Annotated in this window: 18 protein-coding genes and 1 pseudogene; 15 read left to right on the top strand and 4 right to left on the bottom strand. The window is 72.3% G+C overall.

The genetic code is table 11. From position 1 onward, the window contains the following. Positions 1–47 precede the first annotated feature (47 nt). From AC1DE0_RS10870 to AC1DE0_RS10860, 3 genes are read left to right on the top strand one after another with little or no spacing between them, the layout of a single operon-like run. Positions 48–1,022, top strand: a complete 975-nt coding sequence (locus AC1DE0_RS10870) for a glycosyltransferase family 2 protein (RefSeq protein ID WP_478100253.1) — start codon at positions 48–50, stop codon at positions 1,020–1,022. Between the two features lie 2 nt (positions 1,023–1,024). After that, positions 1,025–1,978: a core-2/I-branching beta-1,6-N-acetylglucosaminyltransferase family protein gene (locus tag AC1DE0_RS10865; RefSeq protein ID WP_478100251.1), complete on the top strand. Its 954-nt coding sequence runs from the start codon at positions 1,025–1,027 to the stop codon at positions 1,976–1,978. Then, complete coding sequence (locus AC1DE0_RS10860) at positions 1,965–3,536, top strand: lipopolysaccharide biosynthesis protein (protein ID WP_478100247.1); 1,572 nt, start codon at positions 1,965–1,967, stop codon at positions 3,534–3,536. Before AC1DE0_RS10865 ends, AC1DE0_RS10860 begins: the two co-directional genes overlap by 14 nt. Here the strand turns inward: AC1DE0_RS10860 and AC1DE0_RS10855 are convergent. Further along, a complete protein-coding gene (locus tag AC1DE0_RS10855) occupies positions 3,502–4,695 on the bottom strand; it encodes a glycosyltransferase family 4 protein (protein ID WP_478100245.1) in 1,194 nt (397 codons plus the stop codon). The two genes, AC1DE0_RS10860 and AC1DE0_RS10855, sit on opposite strands and share 35 nt — an antisense overlap. A 104-nt stretch (positions 4,696–4,799) precedes the next feature. Between AC1DE0_RS10855 and AC1DE0_RS10850 the strand changes: the two genes are divergently transcribed. Further along, positions 4,800–5,861, top strand: a complete 1,062-nt coding sequence (locus tag AC1DE0_RS10850) for a glycosyltransferase family 4 protein (RefSeq protein ID WP_478100243.1) — start codon at positions 4,800–4,802, stop codon at positions 5,859–5,861. A 2-nt stretch (positions 5,862–5,863) separates the two neighbouring features. Here AC1DE0_RS10850 and AC1DE0_RS10845 read toward each other — a convergent pair whose 3' ends face one another. After that, positions 5,864–6,508: a phosphatase PAP2 family protein gene (locus AC1DE0_RS10845; RefSeq protein ID WP_478100240.1), complete on the bottom strand. Its 645-nt coding sequence runs from the start codon at positions 6,506–6,508 to the stop codon at positions 5,864–5,866. A 66-nt stretch (positions 6,509–6,574) separates the two neighbouring features. Here AC1DE0_RS10845 and AC1DE0_RS10840 point away from each other — a divergent pair, with 66 nt between their 5' ends. Beyond that, a complete protein-coding gene (locus AC1DE0_RS10840; RefSeq protein ID WP_478100236.1) occupies positions 6,575–7,465 on the top strand; it encodes a nucleotidyltransferase family protein in 891 nt (296 codons plus the stop codon). Then, entirely contained in the window at positions 7,462–7,770 is a 309-nt protein-coding gene (locus tag AC1DE0_RS10835; RefSeq protein WP_478100232.1) for a PqqD family peptide modification chaperone, read from the top strand. The genes AC1DE0_RS10840 and AC1DE0_RS10835 overlap by 4 nt, the downstream gene beginning before the upstream one ends. Positions 7,771–7,809: 39 nt before the next feature. On the opposite strand, the gene AC1DE0_RS10830 is transcribed toward AC1DE0_RS10835, so the two are convergent. Next, positions 7,810–9,222: a tyrosine-protein kinase domain-containing protein gene (locus AC1DE0_RS10830; RefSeq protein WP_478100230.1), complete on the bottom strand. Its 1,413-nt coding sequence runs from the start codon at positions 9,220–9,222 to the stop codon at positions 7,810–7,812. A gap of 110 nt (positions 9,223–9,332) precedes the next feature. On the opposite strand from AC1DE0_RS10830, the gene AC1DE0_RS10825 reads away from it, so the two are divergent. The 7 genes from AC1DE0_RS10825 to AC1DE0_RS10795 are packed head-to-tail and all read left to right on the top strand — an operon-like array spanning position 9,333 to position 17,105. Next, positions 9,333–11,366, top strand: coding sequence for a glycosyltransferase (locus tag AC1DE0_RS10825; protein WP_478100228.1), 2,034 nt, complete (start codon positions 9,333–9,335; stop codon positions 11,364–11,366). Between the two features lie 30 nt (positions 11,367–11,396). After that, entirely contained in the window at positions 11,397–12,752 is a 1,356-nt protein-coding gene (locus AC1DE0_RS10820) for an O-antigen ligase family protein (RefSeq protein ID WP_478100225.1), read from the top strand. Further along, positions 12,749–13,903 (top strand): glycosyltransferase family 4 protein, encoded by a 1,155-nt coding sequence (locus AC1DE0_RS10815; protein ID WP_478100223.1) that lies wholly within the window; start codon positions 12,749–12,751, stop codon positions 13,901–13,903. Before AC1DE0_RS10820 ends, AC1DE0_RS10815 begins: the two co-directional genes overlap by 4 nt. Then, positions 13,900–14,919, top strand: a complete 1,020-nt coding sequence (locus tag AC1DE0_RS10810) for a glycosyltransferase family 4 protein (RefSeq protein WP_478100221.1) — start codon at positions 13,900–13,902, stop codon at positions 14,917–14,919. Before AC1DE0_RS10815 ends, AC1DE0_RS10810 begins: the two co-directional genes overlap by 4 nt. A gap of 1 nt (position 14,920) precedes the next feature. Continuing rightward, complete coding sequence (locus AC1DE0_RS10805; RefSeq protein WP_478100219.1) at positions 14,921–16,078, top strand: glycosyltransferase; 1,158 nt, start codon at positions 14,921–14,923, stop codon at positions 16,076–16,078. Beyond that, positions 16,075–16,830, top strand: a complete 756-nt coding sequence (locus tag AC1DE0_RS10800) for a hypothetical protein (protein WP_478100217.1) — start codon at positions 16,075–16,077, stop codon at positions 16,828–16,830. The genes AC1DE0_RS10805 and AC1DE0_RS10800 overlap by 4 nt, the downstream gene beginning before the upstream one ends. Then, positions 16,827–17,105 (top strand): hypothetical protein, encoded by a 279-nt coding sequence (locus AC1DE0_RS10795; RefSeq protein WP_478100215.1) that lies wholly within the window; start codon positions 16,827–16,829, stop codon positions 17,103–17,105. The genes AC1DE0_RS10800 and AC1DE0_RS10795 overlap by 4 nt, the downstream gene beginning before the upstream one ends. Here the strand turns inward: AC1DE0_RS10795 and AC1DE0_RS10790 are convergent. Further along, the gene (locus tag AC1DE0_RS10790) at positions 17,076–18,104 is read right to left on the bottom strand and encodes a MauE/DoxX family redox-associated membrane protein (protein ID WP_478100213.1); all 1,029 of its coding nucleotides are present in this window, start codon (positions 18,102–18,104) and stop codon (positions 17,076–17,078) included. The genes AC1DE0_RS10795 and AC1DE0_RS10790 overlap by 30 nt on opposite strands. Positions 18,105–18,356: 252 nt before the next feature. Between AC1DE0_RS10790 and AC1DE0_RS10785 the strand changes: the two genes are divergently transcribed. Both AC1DE0_RS10785 and AC1DE0_RS10780 read left to right on the top strand, forming a co-directional pair. Beyond that, the gene (locus tag AC1DE0_RS10785; RefSeq protein ID WP_478100211.1) at positions 18,357–18,863 is read left to right on the top strand and encodes a hypothetical protein; all 507 of its coding nucleotides are present in this window, start codon (positions 18,357–18,359) and stop codon (positions 18,861–18,863) included. Positions 18,864–18,978: 115 nt separating this feature from the next. Further along, positions 18,979–19,640: pseudogene (locus AC1DE0_RS10780) on the top strand (exodeoxyribonuclease III). The last annotated feature ends 23 nt before the right edge of the window (positions 19,641–19,663 follow it).

The raw sequence follows: 19,663 nt of genomic DNA, 5'->3' as shown, positions 1-19,663 counted from the left end.
TCTCCGGTCCCGCCCCGCGAGGCCGATCCGGTTGCGATACTCGGCCCATGCCTGAGGCCCCGTCCCTGTCGGTCGACGTCGTCGTCGCGACCTTCAACCGCCCGGACAACGTGCGAATCTGCTTGCAGCACCTTGCTCGCCAGTCGCACACACCCGACGAGATCGTCGTCGTCGACTCGTCACCTCACCGCCTGACGGCCGACGTCGTCGCCGACTTCCCGGGCGTGCGCTACATCCGCAACGACGCCGGCCCCGGCACTCTCGCGACCTCACGTGCCATCGGCGTGGCCGAGACGCGGTCCGACATCGTGGCGTTCATCGACGACGACGCGTACGCCGAGCCCGACTGGCTCGAGAACATTCTGGCCCGCTACGCCGACCCGTCGGTCGGCGCCGTCGGCGGCCGGGCCAGCAACGGGCGGCCGGGCGAGGAGCACGAGGGGCACGACGCCGTCGGCCGGCTGCTGCCCGACGGCACGCTGACCGGCAACTTCGCCGCCGACACCGGCCGCGACCTCGACGTCGACCACGTGCTCGGCGCGAACATGTCGGTGCGCCGGTCGGCCCTCGAGGGGATCGGTGGCATCGTCGACCTCTTCCCCGGCACCTGCCTGCGCGAGGAGAGCGACATCATGCTCCGGCTCGGCCGGGCCGGTCATCGCGTCGTCTACACGCCGACGGCCCTCGTCGAGCACGTGGCGGCGCCCTACACCCGGGGGCGCCGCTTCGACGTGCGCTACACCTTCTACGGCAACCGCAACCACATCGTGCTCCTGTCCCACGCCTTCGGCATGGACGCGCCGATCCTGCGCCGCTACTACGGGACGGCGCTGCGGCAGGTGGGCGACATCCTCGTCGACGGCGCGAAGGCGGTCGTCGCCGGCGGCCGCACCCCGCGACAGCGGGTGAGAACCGTCGGCGGCAGGGCGCTCCACGCGTCGGCCGCGTTCGGTGGGCTCGCCGTGGGCACCACTGCGGCCATCCGCACCCGCCTCGGCGACCGGCGACCCAAACGGCCCTGACCGTGCCAGCCGCGTACGTCGTCCTCAGCCACACGCAGCCCGACCAGGTCGCCCGCCTCGCCCGAGCCATCCTCACCTCCAGTCCCGAGGCATCGGTGTTCGTCACGCACGACGACCGGCACCACCCGGCTCCCGTCATCGACGACGAGCGGGTCCGCGTCCGCACCCACGGACGGGCCACCGACTGGGGTTCGTGGGAGCTCGTCGAGGTGACCCTCGAGGCGATGCGCACCGCTCGCGACACGGTCGACCCAGATCTCGTCGTGCTGGTGTCGGGTCAGTGCTACCCGGTGAGTCCTCTCGGGGCGTGGGAGCGCGACCTGCTGGCCCGCGGCGGGGGCTGGCAGGGCACGGCCAGACCGTTGCACTATGCCCCGGCCTGGGGCAGCCGGCACGGTGCCGGCGACGACGAGCTCACGCGCTACACCTACCGCTGGTTCGCGAGCCGGTGGCTGACCCGGTCCCTGCGTCGCGGCGGTGCGTCAGCCCGAGCTGCGAGGGCGCTCGCGCACCGGGCGGAACCGCTCCTGGCACTACGCCTCGTCGACCGGGGGCGCGGCGTCCACGTGGGAGTCAGGCGGCGTATGCCGGCACCAGCCGTGCGCTTCCAGCTCGGGTCCCAGTGGCTGGCCGTCGACAGGGACCACCTGGATCTCGTGCTCCGTGCCCTGGCCCCCGGCACGGCACTGCGACAGGTCTACGAGCGGTCCGTCATCCCCGACGAGTCGGCTCTGCAGACCGTCCTGGCGGGCGCCGGGTCGCCGGTGGCCCCGATCCCCGTGTCGTACTCCGTGTGGGAGCCCGCGGCGGACTCGACGCGCACCTTCACGCTGGACGACCTCGACGAGATCCGGGCATCCGGCTCGCCGTTCTGTCGTAAGGTCCACTCGGAGCGCAGCGCGACCTTGATGGACGCGCTCGACCGGGGGAACGGGGTGTGTCGTGAAGGGGAGTGAGCAGCCGACCGGGGCGCTGAGCCGCGGGGGCCTGCAGGACAGTGCGGTGCGCGGGGCGGTCTGGACCGTCGTGCACACCTTCATCGCCATCCCCGTGGCGTTCCTCGTCAACCTCCTCATGGCGCGCGTGCTGGGTGCCGCCGACTACGGCCGGCTCGCGTTCCTCACGGCCCTCATGGAGGTCGTGGCGCGCGTCCTGACCGCCGGGTTCGGTTCTGCCGTGGTGCAGTTCGGTGCCAAGGCACACGCCGCGGGACGCACCGACGCAGTGGCCAGGCTCCTTTCGCAGTCACAGGGCTTCCGGCTGCTCATCGTGGCGCCGGTGCTCTCTGTCGTCGTCCTGCTCTTCGCCGACGTCCCTGCCGGGGCACTCGTCATCGCCGTCGTCTTCGGCATCGTCTTCCCCGCGGCCCTCGACGGCGCGGTCGCGTGCCTCGCCATCGAGAACAAGACCGCCGACGGCGCCAAGATCGCCCTCGTCACGTCGTTGGCGACCCAGGCCGCAGTGGTCGCCGTCGTGCTCCTGGCACGCACCCCCGACGCGGTCTGGACGACCCGCCTGATCGTCACAGGTGTGGCCGTCGCCCTGTGTCTGATCCCGATCTCGGCGTCCTACCGGCGCGCGGTGCTCAGGCCGGCGCTGCCGGTCGGGATGCCGACCGGGTTCTGGCGCTACGCGCTTCCGGTGGGAGTGGCCGGCGTCATCGGTGGCCTCGTCATGTCGCGCAGCGAGATCTTCCTGATGAACTGGCTCGCGACGCCTGCGGCCGTCGGAGTCTTCGCCCTCGCGTTCGGGCTCGCCGGGCACGTCTTCGCGCCGGCCCAGGCCTTCGTCGGACCGCTCGTTCCCGCCATCTCCGGCCTGCTCGAGGTCGACGCACCGGCCGTCCGTCCCGCCTTCCGGCGCGTGATGCGGTCCGGTGCCACGGTCGTCGGCGTCGTCGAGGCGGTCGCCGTCGTGCCGCTCGCGGTGCTCGTGCCGGTGCTCTACGGCCAGGAGTTCGCCGAGGCCGGACCGGTCGTCGTCGCGCTCGGCGTCGCTGCCGGCTTCGTGACGGTGGGCGGCCCGGTCGTGGCGTTCGTCTCGGCCCGGCTCTCGGCCGGGGAGATGCTCAAGGCCACCTCGGTGGCGCTCGTCGTCGACGTCGTCCTCGCCGTGGCGCTCATCCCTCCGATGGGCATCTGGGGTGCCGTCATCGCGAACATCGGCGGGTCCATGACCAGCCTGCTCCTGCTCGCGCGTTCCGAGCTGCGAGGACTGGGCATCACCGTGCGCCTCGCGCTGCGCGACGCCCTTCCGTGCTTCGTCGGAGCGGTCCTCGCCGGGCTGCTGCTCCTCGCCACCCACGTCGCGCAGGGCAACCCGTGGCTGGAGGCGGTGGGCGCCGCGGTGGCCGGTGGGGTGCTCTACGTGGTGGTGCTCCGCGTGACACGGTCGGGTCTGACACCTGCGGACTCCGACGCCGTCACGAGGGGGATCCCCGCCCCGGCCCGTCGTCTCGGCGTGCCGCTGCTCGGTCTGCTCACGGCCCGTCCGGAGGACCGCTCGCCGCTCTAGAGAGGGCGACGTCGTGCAGGGTCACGTAGGCCCGAGCAACGGCTTCCCACGTGAAGCGCGTGGCGGACTCGGCTCCGGCCGCCCCGAGTGCGGCACGCCGGGAAGGGTCACGCAGCAGCCTCTCGAGGGCGTGCGCGAGGGCCGCGGTGTTGACCGGGTCGACGAGGATGCCGTCCACGCCGTCGGTCACAAAGGAGGCCGGACCTCCCAAAGACGTTGCCACCAAAGGCGTTCCCGCGCGCCAGGCCTCGAGGGCGACGATGCCGAAGGCTTCCTGGCGGCTCGGCATGACGACCACGTCGGCACGCGTCATCCAGCCGTGCACGCCCGCCTCGTCCAGCGGCCCGGCGAGCCGCAGGCGCTCGCCGAGTCCCAGCCGCTCGCCGAGAATGCGGAGCGCGTCGCGTTGGGAGCCGACGCCGCCGATGACGAGGATCGGTGAGAGGTCGGCGTCCAGGGCAGCCACCGCCTCGACGAGCAGGTCGAAGCCCTTGGTCGTCTCGAGCCGCCCGACCCCGAACACCACAGGTCCGTCGGGCAGCCCGGCATCCTCTGGGGCAGCTCCCTCGGCTGGGGTGGCCGGGGCCGGACCGACGCCGTTCGGGACGACCACGCCGCCGCTGAGCCCGAAGCGTGCGCGCAGGTCGTCCAACACCTGCTCCGAGCAGCCGGTCGTGACCGCCGCTGACACGATGGTGCGGCGCAGCGACTCCCGCATGAGGGCGGAGGAGCCGAAGACGTCGTGGTCGTCCATGAAGGTCTCGCCGTGGGCCGAGAGCACGAGAGGGGTGCCGGTGCGCCTGGCCAGCGCGGCGGCATACGGCCCGTTGGGTCCGAAGCACTGCACGTGCAGCACCTCGGGCCTGAAGCTGCGGAAGGCAGTCCGCCACGACAGCCACGCGCGGGGCGCGGCGGCGACGAAGCTCGCGAGCGCACCGGCCGACCGCGCCGGCATCGGCGTCGGGAGGTGGCGCACGACCGTGCCGTCGAGCTCGGTGACGCCGGGACTCGTGCCCGGCTCGTCGCCGCGGTCGACGGTCCAGACCTCGACCTCGGTGCCCAGGGCGCGCAGCTCGCACGCGACGTGCCGCACGTGCGACTCCACCCCGCCGAGGTGCGGGTGGTACGACGACGTGACGAGCGCGACGCGACGACCCACCGCGACTCCTCCCCGTCGTCTGCGCGTGGTCCGGCGGCACGCGTGCGGTCTCAATCTACGATGCGAGGGCAGCCCCGTCCCGAACTCCGACGCAAGGACCCCGCGTGCCCCGGCTCTCGATCGTGACGACGGCCACCGCTGTGCCCATGGGTGCTCAGGCGTACGAACGGCATGTCATCTCCCGGGCACCGGCGGCGCTCGCGGGCCTGTCCGGGCCCGGCGAGCGGTGGGACGTGCGGCACGTCGTGACACGGTCGCTGCGCTCGTCACTGCCGGGCAGCCTTCGCCTGCCGATGGGTTGGCTCGCCGGAGCGTCACCGCGGGCGCGCGCCGCGGCGGGACGACTGGCGTACGCCGGGGGCGGGCTCGTGCATCGCATGGGCCTCGAGCTGCCGCCGGCGCCGCACGAGGTGGTCACGCTCCACGACGTCGTGGCGTGGCGCTACGCCGACGAGTCCGCTCCGGTCAGGGCGGCCGCCGAGGAGCTGAGGCGCGCCGCCGCGCTGGTCTGCGTGTCCGCCTTCACGGCGGCCGAGGCCGTCGACCTGCTCGGGCTGGCCGACCCCGTCGTCGTGCCGAACGGCGTCGAGGCGCGCTACTTCGGCGCCGACCCGCTCTCCGCCGACGCGCTGGCCCGTCTCGACGTGACCGGGCCCTACGTCCTCACCGCCGGCGGCGCCTCCGAGCGCAAGAACCTCGCGGCCCTGGCCGAGGCGTGGCCGCGGGTGCACGCCGCCCGACCCGACGTGACGCTCGTGCTTGCCGGTCCACCGCACCCACGCCGCAGCGAACTGTTCGCGTCGCTGCCCGGGGTCCGTCTCGTCGGCCGGGTCGCCGACGAGCTGCTGCCGGGGCTGTATGCCGCAGCCTCTGCCGTCGTCGTCCCTTCCCTCGTCGAGGGGTTCGGCCTGCCGGCCCTGGAGGGCATGGCCACCGGTGTGCCCGTCGTCGCGTCCGACCGTTCCTCGCTGCCCGAGGTCGTCGGTGACGGCGGGCTGCTCGTCGAACCCACCGGGCCGGCGCTCGCGGACGGCGTGCTCGACGTGCTGTCCGGGGGGCCCGCGGTCGAGGCGATGGCCCGCCGGGGACTCGAGCGGGCACGACGGTTCACCTGGGAGGCGAGCGCCGAGGGCCACGCCCGCGTCTGGCGCTCGGTGTCCGCCTGACGTCAGGACGAGGGTTCCCGCTCGGGCATCCTGCGGCTCGGCACCTCCATGGTCGGTGCGAGGTTCGGGCTGTCCCCGCCGAGCAAGGCGAAGGTGCAGGCGGCCACGAAGGCCACGACCAGGGCGCTGCCGACGACGTCGCGAGGCTGGTGGGCGTGCCACGACACGTTGCCGAGGGCGACCAGGAAGCCGAGCACTCCGAGGGCGACGAGCCAGCGTCTGCCGACGGGCCGTGGCCAGACCACGCCCAGCCCCACGAGCAGGCCGATGCCGGCCGCCGCGTGGTGTGAGGGAAAGGCGTCGGTGCCGGTCCCGAGCACGTTCTGCAGCGGCAGCCCCAGGGCCGCGGCCGTCGCGGCGGCGGGAATGAGCAGGCCTGCGACGGCACGACGCCAGGCTCCCCGCGCCAGCGCCAGCAGGGCCAGGGCGATGACCACCGGCGTGAGCAGCACGATGACGAGCGGGCGGGCCGCATCGCTCAGGAGCAGGCGAAGGCTCTCGGGCAGCTCGTTGAGCACCCAGGAGTCGACGGCCCCGTCGAGTTCGACACCCCAGCCGGTTCGGATGCTGACGAGGCCGGTGACAGCGAAGGCGCACGCACTGGCAGCAGCGGCCAACGCCCAACGGAGGCGATCACGTCGCAGCATCGGCGCCTCCACCTGGGCTGTTAGGGTGCGATCGACCAGTCCCTCTGCAGTCTAAAGGGGTTCGCGATGGCAGCCCAGGAGACGACAGAGGACTCCGCCGCCCCGGCGACAGTGCCTCTGGAGGTCCGCATCGGGTTCGCCCATGCCTCCGCGCAGTGGGTGGCAGACCGCCTCGGCCTGGACCTTCTGCACGTCAAGGGCGCCGCCCTCGAGCCGACTCTCGTGCCGGGCCGCGGCTACTCCGACGCAGACGTGCTCGCTCGTCCCGACCACGTCGGGGCGCTGCTCGACGAGCTGCGCCGCCACGACTGGGAGCTCATCAACTCGTTCGCCTACGGCTCGTCGTTCGAGCACTCGGCGACCTTGCGCCACAGGGACTTCGGGCTGCTCGACCTGCATCGCATCTACCCCGGGGTCGGGCCGACGCCGGGGGAGGCCTTCGAGACCCTGTGGGCGCAGCGGCACACCACGGTGCTCGGCGGCCTCGAGTGCGCGGTGCCCCCGCGGGACGCCCAGGCGGTGCTCCTGCTGCTGCATGCCGCCCGGGGTGGCGGCGACCCGAAGGGCCTGCACGACATCGAGTCGGTCTGGACCACCGCCGACGACGACCAGCGGAAGCGCATCCTCGACTGGGTCGAGCGCCTGGACGCCGGGCTCGGCTTCTCCGTCATCACCGGCACCCTCGACGACCACCGTCACGACCCGGCATACGACCTCTGGCGCGTGGCCTCGCGCGGCGGCACCCGCTGGGAGGAGTGGCGCGCCCGGGTGCGGGCAGCGCGCGGCCTGCGTGCCTCGGCCGTCGTGGCGGCTCGCTCGGTGCTGGTCAACGTCGAGCACCTGACCCTGGTGCGCGGTCGACCCGTCACAAGGCGCGAGGTCGTCGCCGAGTTCTTCGGCCGCCCGGCGCGGGGCGTGCGTGAGGTCCTGGGACGTCGCGCTGGGGCCGGCCGGTGACCGCCGCCTTCCGCGTGTCCGACGACGCCGGTGTCACTGTCGGCGACGACGGCCAGACCGTCTACGTGGCAAGCCTGCCCGCGGGGCCGCTCGTCGTCCTCGAGGGCGCGGCCGCCGTCATCTGGAGCGAGGCCACGGGCGAGTCGGCTGCCGGATGGGTTGCCCGGGTCGCCGGTGCGGTCGGCCAGGTGGAGGCAGACATCGCGGCCGACGTCGAGTCGTTCGTCGACGACCTGTGCGAGCGCGGGCTGCTGCAGCGCGAGACGGGTGAGGGGCTGCCCGACGAGGAGTCTCGACGCGCCTGAACGTCAGGGACCGGCGAGGCGCGCCCGTCGCGACACCCGTCAGGCGTGCCGGCTCTCGCGGTGGCTGCGTCGGCGTTCGCGTCGGCTGGGCTTGCGCTCGCCCTCGGAGCCCTGGCCGTAGTAGCCGTAGCGGTGGGCGACCGACGAGCTCGCCGACACCATGTTGAGCGCGAAGCCGGCCACCGGGGCGTCGACCGTCTCGAGCGACTGCACGGCGCTGGCGAGGTCACGCTTCTTCGTGCGCTCGGCGGAGACGACCATGATGAGCCCGTGGGTCAGCTTGTTGATGAGCACTGCGTCGACGACGGGGACCACCGGCGGGCTGTCGACGAGGATGAAGTCGTAGTCGTGCGACAGCTTGCCGAAGAGCGCCTCCATCGGCTCGGAGCCCAGCAGCTCACTCGGGTTGGGTGGCACGGGGCCTGCCGGCAGCACGTACAGGGACGTCTCACGCCAGCGCTGGATGACGTCCTCGGGGGCGGCCTGGCCCAGCAGCAGCGTTGTGAGACCGAAGGATCCGTCGAGCCCCATGGTGCGCGCGACCGCGGGCTTGCGCAGGTCGCCGTCGATGAGCAGCACCTTGGACGAGGCGTCGGCCATGGCCAGCGCCAGGTTGATCGTGGTCGTCGTCTTGCCCTCGCCCGGGACCGACGACGTCACGACGAACGAGTGGCCGCCGGTCGTGACGTCGACGAAGAGGATGTTGGTGCGCAGCCGCCGGATCGACTCGGCGTGACGGCCGTGCGGGTCGCTCTCGAGCGAGAGCAGGCCGTCCTTCACCGACTTCACGACCGGCAGGTCGCCGAGGATCGGTCGGCTGGACACGGCCTTGATGTCGTCAGCCGTGCGCACCTTCGTGTCGAGGGTGTGGCGCAGCAGCGCGAGGCCGATGCCTAGGGCGAGGCCGAGCAGCCCGCCCAGCGCGAGGTTGCGCTTGGCGTTGGGCGAGGTGGGCTCGCCCGGCACCGAGGCCGGCACGATGGTGTCGGCCTCGACCGACTGCCCGTTCGAGGCGAGCAGCGGCGAGAACTTCTTGGCCACGTCGGCCAGCACCGGACCCGCCTCGGTGGCGACGCGCGCCACGAGCTGGGGGTCGCCGCCCGTGGCGGTGATGGTCATCATGTTGGAGGTCTGCGACACCTCGCCCGACACCGACAGCGGAGCGTTCGGGTCGAGCCCGAGCCGGGCGCGCAGGGGGTCCATGACCGACGGTGAGGTCAGCACGTCGAGGTAGGTCGCGAGGTCGGCTGCGGACACGGCATACGTGGTGACCTGGTTGTTCGTGCCGACACTGGGCGGCTGCGTCGCGCGCAGGTAGATCTTGGCGCTCGACGTGTAGACGGCAGGCGTGAGCATCGTCTGGACAGCCGTCGCGGCAACCACGACGAGCAGGCTCAGCGCGATGATCCGCCACCGAGCGCCCAGCACGCTGAGGAACTCTCGAAACGTCACTGACCCCCCCGGCCAACTCGACGGTACGTAGGCGCATCCTCCCATATCATCCAAAGGGTTGTGCCGAGTACGAGGCATCGGCCGGGGGACTGGGAGCGGGGTGGGAGCTCATGTGGGCTCTGCGGGTGTGCCACAGCGCGGTTGTCGACGCGTGGCGTGAGAGGGAGCGTGCGCTGCGCCGTGCGGGCCACCGGGTCGACCTGGTGTCGGCCGCGTCGTGGTCGGAGGGCGGGCGCCGGGTGCGCCTCGAGCCCAGGGGCGGCGAAGACGTCTGCGCCGCAAGGACTTTCGGCACTCACCCTGCGCTCTTCGTCTACGACCCTCGACCCCTGTGGCGTGCCCTGGGTCGACCCGTCGATGTCATCGATATCCACGAGGAGCCGTACGCCCTGTCGACCGCCGAAGTGCTGGCCCTGCGCTGGCTCCGCCGCCAGCGGGCTCCCTACCTGCTCTACTCCGCCCAGAACCTCGACAAGCGCCACCCCCTGCCGTTCCGCTGGCTCGAGCGCGCAGCCCTGCGCCACGCCAGCGGCGTCAACGTCTGCAACGACGCTGCGGGGCGCATCGTCGAGCGCAAGGGGTTCCCGGGCCGCGCCCGCACCGTCGACCTCGGCACCGACCTCAGCCTGTTCACCTCTTCGAGCACCCCGTATGCCGGCTCGCCGGACGATGCGCCCGTCGTCGGGTTCGCCGGTCGGCTCGACCACGCCAAGGGCGTCGACGTGCTGCTTCGGGCGCTCGCCCTCGATGGCGACCTGCGTTGTCGCCTCGCGGGTGACGGACCCGACCGCCGCCGGCTCGAGGACCTCGCGGCGGCGCTCGGAGTGGCCGACCGCGTCGAGTTCCTCGGCTCGCTGGAGCCCGAGCGGCTGCCCGACTTCTACCGTTCCCTCGACGTGCTCGCCGTCCCGTCGCTGACGACGCCCTCGTGGGTCGAGCAGTTCGGCAGGGTCGCGGTGGAGGCGATGGCCTGCGGCATCCCGGTCGTCGTCAGTGACAGCGGTGCCCTGCCCGACGTGGTCGGAGACGCGGCGCTCGTGGTCGCGGAGGGCGACGAGGCAGCGCTCGCCAAGGCCGTCGCCGAGGTCGTGCGCGACCCTGACGTGGCGCTCCGCCTCCGCGAGGCGGGGCTGGCCCGCGCGGCTGCGACCTCCTGGGACGTCGTGGCGACTGCGCACGACGCCATGTACCGCGCCGCGACGAAGACCTGGGACAGCCTCTCGGCTGTGCCCGGCACCCGCGAGCGCCCCCTCGAGGTCGTCGTCGTCGCGTACGGCCAGCCCGAGCTGCTGGCCGGCGCGCTGGCGCCGCTGGCCGACCTCCCTGTCACGGTCGTCGACAACTCCTCGTCGGCCGCCGTGCGTGAGGTCGCGGAGCGGGCCGGAGCCCGTTACGTCGACCCCGCGCGCAACGGTGGGTTCGGCGCCGGCGTCAACGAGGGGCTCCGGTGGGTCGACCCGCGGGCCGACGTGCTGCTCGTCAACCCCGACGCCGTCGTGAGCCCCGAGAACGTCGAGAGGCTGCGCACGACGCTGCTGGCCGCACCGGACCTGGCGAGCGTCGGCCCGTCGCAGGTCGACTCGGACGGCGATTCCTCCCGGGTCGAGTGGCCCTTCCCGTCACCGCTGGCGACGTGGGTCGACGCGGTCGGCCTCGGTGCTCGGCGCCGGTCGAGCTACGTCATCGGCTCGGTGCTGCTGCTGCGTCGCGAGGCGATCGAGCACGTCGGGGTCTTTGATGACGAGCGCTTCTTCCTCTACGCCGAGGAGACCGACTGGGCCTACCGCGCCACCCGGCTCGGGTGGAGGCACGCCCTCGTGCCCGAGGCGCACGCCATGCACATCGGCGCGGCGACGAGCACCGACCCGACACGACGGGAGGGTCACTTCCACGCGGCCCAGGAGATCTACCTCCGCAAGCACTTCGGAGCAGCCGGATGGCAGGTGGCCCGGGCGGGACAGGTCGCCGGCTCGGCGGTGCGTGCGGTGCTCGGCGGGGAGCGGGGCCGGGCAGCGCGATACCGGGTGCGCCTCTACCTCCGTGGTCCGGCCGCGAGCGAGGTGCGCCCGGCAGACTCGAGGCGCCCCGCCGACGCGACGCGACCTACGGCCTCGACGGCGTCCGAGCCGGCAGGCACGCGATGACGAGAGGCACGCCATGACGAGAGGCACGCCATGACGGGGGCCGTGCAGCACCGCCTGCGCGAGCGGGTGACGAGGGATGCCCTCGTCCGCGCCGTGCTGGTGGCCGGCGGCCTCGTCCTGCTGCTCCTCGTCGGCCGCCTTGCCGTCACCCAGCCCGTCAGCGCTGCCGTCATCGCCGTCGCGGTGCTCGCTGTGGGCGTGACCGCCGTCCAGCCCGGCCTCCTCCCGCTCGCCGTGCTCCCGCTGCTCCTCGTCGTGCTGCGCGTCGGAGGCGGTGGTGTCGACCTCTCGCTCTCGGACTTCGCCCTGGCCGCGGCCACCCTGCCGGCGCTCTTCTTGGCCAGACGCCCCTTCTCGCCGGGGCTGCGGGCCGTGCTGTGGGCCTCGGCCGGCTACCAGTTCGCGACCCTCGCGACCGTGGTGAACAACCCGTATGCCGCCAACGCCGTCGAGTGGGCTCACACGTGGATGCTCGTCTCCGGGTCACTCCTGGTCGGCTGGGCGGTCGGCGCCAACGGCCACGCGCGCACCGGGATCCGCCTGCTGCTGGCCACGATCGGCGTGCTGGCCGTCATCACGGTCGTCGAGGGCGTGCTGCAGTTCTCCCACGGCGACTTCCAGCCGATCTATCCGTCGTTCCCCTTCTCCATGCACAAGAACTTCGCGGGAACCGTCTGCGGGCTCGGCACCGTGGTCGCCTGTGCCCGGCCCAGCTGGGTGGGCCTGTCCAGGCGGTCGTCCTACCTGCTCATGGCCCTCACCTTCGTGGCCGTCCTCTTCACCCAGTCACGTCAGGCCGTGCTCGGCGTGGTCGCGGGTGTCTTCCTGCTGGTGCTCCGCTCCGACGGCGAGCGTCGACGGCCCAAGCTGTTGCTCCTCCTCTTCGGCCCGTTCGTCCTCTTCGTCACCAACCTCGTCCAGGACCAGCTCCAGTCCGACAACCGCTTCAACTCCGTGCTGCAGCGGCTCACCTGGTTCCAGGACTCCATGACCGTCTGGCAGGCCGATCCATGGTTCGGGGTGGGCCTGCGGTGGTGGTACACCGACCGGTTCCCGTTCTCCTTCCAACCGCCCAACGCCGAGATCGAGGTCCTCACCTCTGCCGGGGTCGTGGGCCTGACCGCCTTCGTGGTGCTCATGTTCGTCGCGGTGCGGGTCGCCTGGCGCCTCGATCCCGTGTTCGGGTCGCTGGCCGTGGCCGTCCTGGCCTCGCGGCTGGTCCAGGGCCAGTTCGACCTCTTCTGGGCGGCCGTCATGGGGTCCCTGCCGTTCGTCGTGCTCGGGATCTGTCTCGGTGCCAAGTGGCACGCTGAGAGGTCGGTCGAGCACGGTCCGACGCCTGCGTCGGCGGACCGCGTGCAACCTGCGTCGGTGACCGCCGCGTGACCACCATCGTCCAGATCACCCCGGAGATCGGCCCGGGCACCGGGGTGGGTGCGGTGGCCTTCCACCTCGAGCAGGAGTGGCTCCGAGCAGGAGTCGACGTGCGTCGCTTCACCCTCGACGAGGCCGGGGGTGCGTGGCTGCCCACCGCGAGCGGGGGAGTGGCGGGCCGGCTGTCCCTGCTCGCCCGGGTCGTCTGGTTCTCCACCGTGGGCACCCGCCGGGCCCGCAGCTACCTTCGCGACCACCCCGACCAGCTGTCCGTCTGCCACAACGACGCCCTCGCCGGCGACGTCTACGTCAACCACGGCATCGTCCAGGCAGCGATGCGGGCCCGGGGCCGCTACTGGCTCCGCATGCTGCGCAACCCGCTCCACCTGTTCACCACGACGCGCGACCGTTGGCGCTACTCGGGACGAGGCGACCACCACCTCGTGGTCAACCTGGTGAGCGATGAGGAGCGGCTGTTGCGCGAGACCTATCCGGGCCTGTCCCTGCCCACCGTCGTGATCGGCAACGGGGTCGACGTGGAGATGTTCCGGCCGCCCACCGCCGCGGAGCGCGAGGAGGCCCGCGAGCGGCTCGGGCTCGGTGAGGCGGACCGCATGGTGCTCTTCATCGGCAACGAGTTCGGACGCAAGGGCCTGCCGGTCCTGCTGGACGCCATCGGCCTCCTGGGTCCGGAGGTGCAGCTCGTCGTCGTCGGGGGAACGCCCGAACTCGTTGCGGCGGAGGCCTCCCGGGCGCCGGCGCACCGACTCGGCGACCGGCTCCGGTTCGCGGGTGCCCATGCCGACCCACGGCCGTGGCTGCACGCGGCCGACGTGCTCGCGATGCCGAGCGCCTACGAGTCCTACGGCCTCGTAGTGCTGGAGGCGCTCGCCTGCGGGGTCCCCGTCGTCGCGACCCGGACGGGTTGCGTCCCCGACGTCGTCACGGAGGGCCTCAACGGCGCGGTCGTCGACGGCACGCTGGACGACCTGGCAGCGGGCCTGCGTCGAGCGCTCGACCTCGACAGCGAGGTCTCCCGACCTGCCGCCCGAGCCAGCGCGGAGGCCCATGCCTGGCCCGAGGTGGCGCGCCGCTATCTCGAGGTCCTGACCGAAGCCCATGCGCGGCAGAGGGACTCCGTCGAGAGCGGAGGCAGCCGGTGAGGGTCCTGCACGCTGTGCGCTCCGATGCCTTCGCCGGCGTCGAGAGCCATGTCGCACGGCTCGCTCGGGCGCAGGCCGACGCGGGGGACGAGGTCGTGGTCGTGGGCGGCGACCCGTCCCGCATGGCGTCCGCCGTCGGCCCCGGCGTGCGCACCCTGCCGGCCGGCACCGTGACACAGGTTCTGGCCGCGGTCCGCAGGTGGGCGCCCAGCTCGGACGTCGTGCACGCCCACATGACAGCCGCTGAGATCGCCTGCGCCACAGCCCTGTTCGGCGTGGCGACGCCACTCGTGGTGACGCGGCACTTCGCCCGTGACCGCGGCAGCAACCCCGTGTCGACACTGGCTGGCGACGGTGCGGCCCGGCGCGTCTCTGCGCAGATCGCGATCAGCCACTACGTCTCACGGGCGATCGCGGGCGACAGCGTCGTCATCCACCCCGGTGTGGAGTCGACGACGACGACACGCCCCGCCGCCGAGCGAGAGCGCATCGTCCTGCTGGCCCAGCGCCTCGAGCCGGAGAAGGCGAGCGACCTTGCCCTCCGGGCCTTCGCGCGGGCGGGCGTCGCCGACAAGGGTTGGCGACTCGAGGTCGCGGGCGACGGATCCGAGCGGTCCCGGCTCTGCACGCTCGCTGACGAGCTGGGCATCAGCGGGTCCACCCGCTTCCTGGGGCACCGCAGCGACGTGGCCGCGCTGATGGAGCGTGCATCCCTGCTCCTCGCGCCGTGCTCGATCGAGGGCCTCGGGCTCACCGTCCTCGAGTCGATGGCGTCGGCGCTGCCGGTGGTCGCCGTGGCTGCCGGCGGACACCTCGAGACGGTCGGCAGCGTCGTCGATGCCGCGCTGCACCCGCCGGGAGACGTCGTGCGTGCCGCCGAGCTGCTCGCGCGTCTGGCGTCGGACGCGGGCCGTCGTGACGCGTACGGCTCCCGGCTGCAACGTGCCCAGCGCACGTGCTTCACGCCGGCGCACCAGGCGCGGGCCACCGCCGACGTCTACGCAGCGGTGGTCTGACATGGACCTCGTCGTGACCTCGCTCGAGGCCTGGGACGGCGTCTGGCGCCGCAACCAGCACCTCGTCGCCGGACTCCTGCGCCGCGACCCCTCCCTCCGGGTCCTGTTCGTCGAACCGGCCTCCGACCCCCTGCACGCCGCGCTCGGCGAGGGCGAGCCGCGCCTCGGTCGGGGGCTCCGTCCGGTCCCGGCCGTCGACGGCGTCCCGGCCCGCGCGCTCTGGCTCTTCGAACCGACCAAGTGGCTTCCCCGACGTGTCGACAAGCGCATCGACGAGAAGTGGGCGCGCCAGGTGCTCAAGGCGGCTCGGTCCCTGGCGATGACTGATCCGCTGCTCTGGATCAACGACCCCAGGGGCTCGCTCATCCTCGAGGCCACGTCGTGGCCCGCGCTCTACGACGTCACCGACGACTGGACCCTCGCCGAGCGGGCTCCGGCCGAGAGCCAGCGCATCAGGGCCGAGGAGACCGTCCTGCTGCGACGGTGCGACGCTGTCGTCGTCTGCTCGCCGGCCCTCGCGCTGAGCAAGGGAGCCGACCGACCGGTGACCCTCGTGCCCAACGGGGTCGACACGGCGGCATACGCGGTGACTCACGACCGACCTGCCGACCTTCCGCAGGGGCCGGTTGCGGTCTACGTCGGGACCCTGCACGACGACCGGCTCGACCTTGACCTGTGCACCGAGACGGCACAGGCCGTCGACGGGAAGGGCCATCTCGTCCTCGTCGGCCCGGATGCCCTGTCGGCGGCCCAGCACGCGCGGCTCGTCGACGCCGGAGTGGTGCTGCTCGGACCGCGTCCGAGCGAGCACGTGCCGGCCTACCTGCAGCACGCCGACGCGCTGGTGGTCCCTCACGTCGTGACGCCGTTCACCGACAGCCTCGACCCGATCAAGCTCTACGAGTACCAGGCTGCGGGTCGCCCGGTGGTCACGACACCCGTGGCCGGCTTCCGTGACGCAGGTGACGAGCAGGTCACCGTCGTCGACCGGTCTGCATTTCCCGCCGCCGTGACCGCCCTGCTGGGCAAGAGCCAGGCACCGGGCGCGAGCCGCGAGATCCGCACGGCAGGGGAGCGTCTCGCCGCCATCGACTGGTCACGGCGTGTGGACCAGATGGCCGAGGTCCTGGCCACACTTTCGAGCGGGGACGAGCCGTGAGAGGCCGGACCGTCACGGTGCGGGCCCTCGACGTGGTGGTGCGCATCGGCGTCGACGACCCTGAGCTGGTGCCGGCGATCGAGCGGGCGTGGCACCTGTGCCTGGCCGGCGGCCAGGAGCCCGATGCCGACGTCCGTGTGCCGGACCACGACGGCTCTCCCGACTCCGTCGCGCGCAGCCTGCAGCTGCTCACCCAGTCCGTGACCCTGGCCGCGATCGGCGCTCGTGCGGGCCGCGACGTCATGTTGCACGCGGGTGGCCTCAGCCATCCCGTCACGGGCGCGTCCATCGCCTACGTCGCGCCGGGCGGCACGGGCAAGACCACCGTCACGACGACGCTGGGCCCCGGGCGCGGCTACCTGTCCGACGAGACCGTTGCCGTCGCGTCCGACGGCGCGATCGTCAGCTACCCCAAGCCGCTGTCGATCCGGCGACCCGAGGGCGGGCTCAAGGACGAGACGTCGCCGGGAGCCCTGGGTCTCGCCGCAGCCTGCTCCGAGCCGTGGCTCGCCGGCATCGTCGCCCTGCGAAGGGACCTCGCCCCCGGCTCACCGATCGACGTGGTGGACGTGCCGCTTCTCGACGCGCTCGCCATGATCGCGCCCGAGTCGTCGTCGCTCGCTGGCCTCGAGAGCCCGCTACGCCGCCTGGCCGACGTGGTCGAGATGGGCGGCGGCCTCCGCGTGGTCCACTTCGCCGAGGCGACGCAGCTCGAACCACTCGTGGCCGAAGTCCTCGGGAGGTCGCGATGACCGACCCAGTGGTGACGGCGAGCGAGGTCGCCGACGTGTTGGTGGGCGACGACGGCGCCGTGGTCCTCGTCGCGTCGGCCGGCCAGCACCAGGTGCTGCGCCTCTCCGTCCTCGGCCAGGCCGTACGCGAGATCGCCGTCTCCGGGGTGCCGCTGAGTCGTCTGACCGACGAGCTCGTGGCCCGTTTCGGCTCAGCAGGCCCAGACCCTGCCGAAGAGGTTGCGGCCCTGGTCGCCCAGCTGGCGTCAGCCGGCCTCGTGCGCGTGGACGGGTGACGTCTCGTCGGGTGCGCCGTGCAGCTCCGCGTCGATCTCCGCGATGAACTCGCGGATGGCTGCGTCGCCGACGACCGGGCCGCCGGCCAGGAGACCATCGGCGCCGAGCAGCACCGCGGTGGGGGTCATGCCGTAGCCGAACGAGCGCGAGACGTGGAACGGGCTGTCGTGCAACGACTGCGGCTCGTCGGTCGAGGCAAGGCTGGTGTCGCCCGGCGGCATGGTGACGAGCACGCGCACGTCGACCTCGGGCAGCTCCTCACGCCACGCAGGGATCGAGCGGATCACCTCGACGCAGCCTCCGCACGAGTCGGAGACCTCGAGCAGCAGCAGCGCGCGCTCGGAGCTCAGCTCGCGCAGGGTGGCCACGCTGCCGTCCGCCAACGTCACCGGCACGTCGGGCGTCCGCGTGCGGAGGTAGTCGAGGTCGTCAGCCGCTTCGCCTGCCGCCGGCGCACGGCCCGCCGGAACGTCCTCGCTCTCGGTGCGCTCGGGGAGGACGAGCACCGTCGTCACGACCGCGGCCGCAGCACCGAGCACCCACCACCACGCACCTGTCGCCGACGTCGCGACCACGGGTGAACGGTCGTCGACGACGGAGACAGCCAGGGCGGCCACGGCCAGCGCGCTGAGCCACACGTTGCGCCACAGGGTGGTCCGGGTCACCGGGGCCGCTCGGCGGGCACCGAAGCAGCTGCACTCGACGGGGTCGGGGCGGCGCAGCGCGACGGCCACCAGGGCGGCATACGCCAGCATGAGCGCCAGCACGAGCGCGGCGGCCACGACGTGCGCCGAACCGCCGGTCAACACCAAGGCCACTGCGAGGAGGCTCTCGACGAAGGGGTGCGCGACTGCCAGACCTCGCCTCTGGAGTGCCTCGGGGACACCGAGGTCGCGCCAGGCCGTCAACGGCTCGCGGTCGGCGAGCTTGCCGATCCCGCTGAGGAGCAGGACGCCCGCGAGAAGTGCTGGGACGACGACGACGGGGGCATCCGGCACAGCGTGAGTCTAACGAGGCGTCGGGTTCAGGACCTGAGATCGAAACACAGCAGCCCTCCCAAGGCCTCGGAACCTTTCGGACATGGCGTGACATGTCCGGACGCAAGGACGTCGCTTTTGTCCAGTCCTGTTGATTGACAGGGGGATTCCCCCGTTCGCGGCCGTTTCTGGGCGATACAGTTCGAGAGTCTCGGGGGGTACTGAGACACACTTCCGTGGGGGGACCACATGACTCAAACCGATAGCAGTGCTGTGCCCAGAGTCCGCCGTCGCGCGGTCGTCAAGGGCGCTGCGTGGGCGACGCCGGCGGTGATGGTGGCTGCGGCTGCCCCGACCGCCGCCGCGTCCGCGCCCATCATCCCGTCGTTCACGCCGGGCACTTTCTGCAAGCACCCGGGAAACCCGAAGTATTACCACGCGGTCTTCTGCTTCAAGAACACCACGTTGGCGCCCATCACCGTGACCTTGGGCCAGATGGTCATCAACACCGAGTCGTTGCAGGGGAGGGTCTCCATCAGCAACGCCTTCGCGACCTCGTTCGTGGTGAACGCATCGTCGACCCGGTGCATGTACGTCGACGCCGGGGAGTTCTCGAACAGCGCCAACGGTTCTGCCGTACTCAACTTCAGCTACCCCTTCGGAGGCAGCACCCTGACCGGCTCCATCGCCGGCGGGACGATTGCGGACTCGAGCCTGCCGCCCTGCAAGCAGATCGGCCAGCCCGACGAGGACCCGCCGCACAAGAACTCCGGCCCCTGAGGCCACGTGCCGAGAGGTGCGCCCCACCAGCTGAGGGCGCATCTCTCGCGTGCGCGGATACGGACCAGTTGGACCCGGCTGAATGGACTCACTCGGCTCCCCGCACAATCGGGGCATGCGCGTCATCACGGTCAACGTCAACGGCATTCGGGCGGCTGCCCGGCGCGGCATGGTGCAGTGGCTCGTGCAGGCGCAGCCTGACGTGCTGACGCTGCAGGAGGTCCGGGCTGACGACGTCGAGCTCGGGAAATCGACACCGAAGCGGGCGCGCTCACGGTCGCGTCGGCGTACGTCCACACCGGCGAGGCCGACACCGACCGACAGGTCGTGAAGTACGCGTTCCTCGACGCCATCACCCGCCGGCTCGACCGGGCGGCAGCGGCCGGCGAGGCCATGGTGGTCACCGGCGACCTCAACATCGCGCACCGCGAGGCCGACCTCAAGAACTGGAAGGGCAACCTGAAGAAGAGCGGTTTCCTGCCAGAGGAGCGCGCCTACCTCGACCGCTGGTTCGAGGGTGACGCCTGGGTCGACGTGCAGCGGCGCTACGCTGGCGAGGTCGCCGGCCCGTACTCCTGGTGGTCGTGGCGCGGCAAGGCGTTCGACAACGACGCCGGCTGGCGCATCGACTACCAGCTCGCAAGCCGGCGTCTCGCCGCGACGGCACGCAACGCATACGTGGACCGCGCAGCGACGTATGCCGAGCGGTGGAGCGACCACGCGCCGGTGGTCGCCGACTACGACCTCACCGCTCTCGACGGCCACGCCATCGCCTGACGGCGGCGAGGTCGGTTGGGGCA

The organism is Terrabacter sp. 05T424 (assembly GCF_056396225.1).
This window is presented reverse-complemented; position numbering and strand designations above follow the sequence as displayed.

Bases quoted from the DNA above. Each gene is read 5' to 3' on its own strand.
- AC1DE0_RS10870 (WP_478100253.1), top strand. From the start codon at position 48: ATGCCTGAGGCCCCGTCCCTGTCGGTCGACGTCGTCGTCGCGACCTTC.
- AC1DE0_RS10845 (WP_478100240.1), bottom strand. From the start codon at position 6,508: ATGCTGCGACGTGATCGCCTCCGTTGGGCGTTGGCCGCTGCTGCCAGT.
- AC1DE0_RS10840 (WP_478100236.1), top strand. From the start codon at position 6,575: ATGGCAGCCCAGGAGACGACAGAGGACTCCGCCGCCCCGGCGACAGTG.
- AC1DE0_RS10825 (WP_478100228.1), top strand. From the start codon at position 9,333: ATGTGGGCTCTGCGGGTGTGCCACAGCGCGGTTGTCGACGCGTGGCGT.
- AC1DE0_RS10820 (WP_478100225.1), top strand. From the start codon at position 11,397: ATGACGGGGGCCGTGCAGCACCGCCTGCGCGAGCGGGTGACGAGGGAT.
- AC1DE0_RS10805 (WP_478100219.1), top strand. From the start codon at position 14,921: ATGGACCTCGTCGTGACCTCGCTCGAGGCCTGGGACGGCGTCTGGCGC.
- AC1DE0_RS10795 (WP_478100215.1), top strand. From the start codon at position 16,827: ATGACCGACCCAGTGGTGACGGCGAGCGAGGTCGCCGACGTGTTGGTG.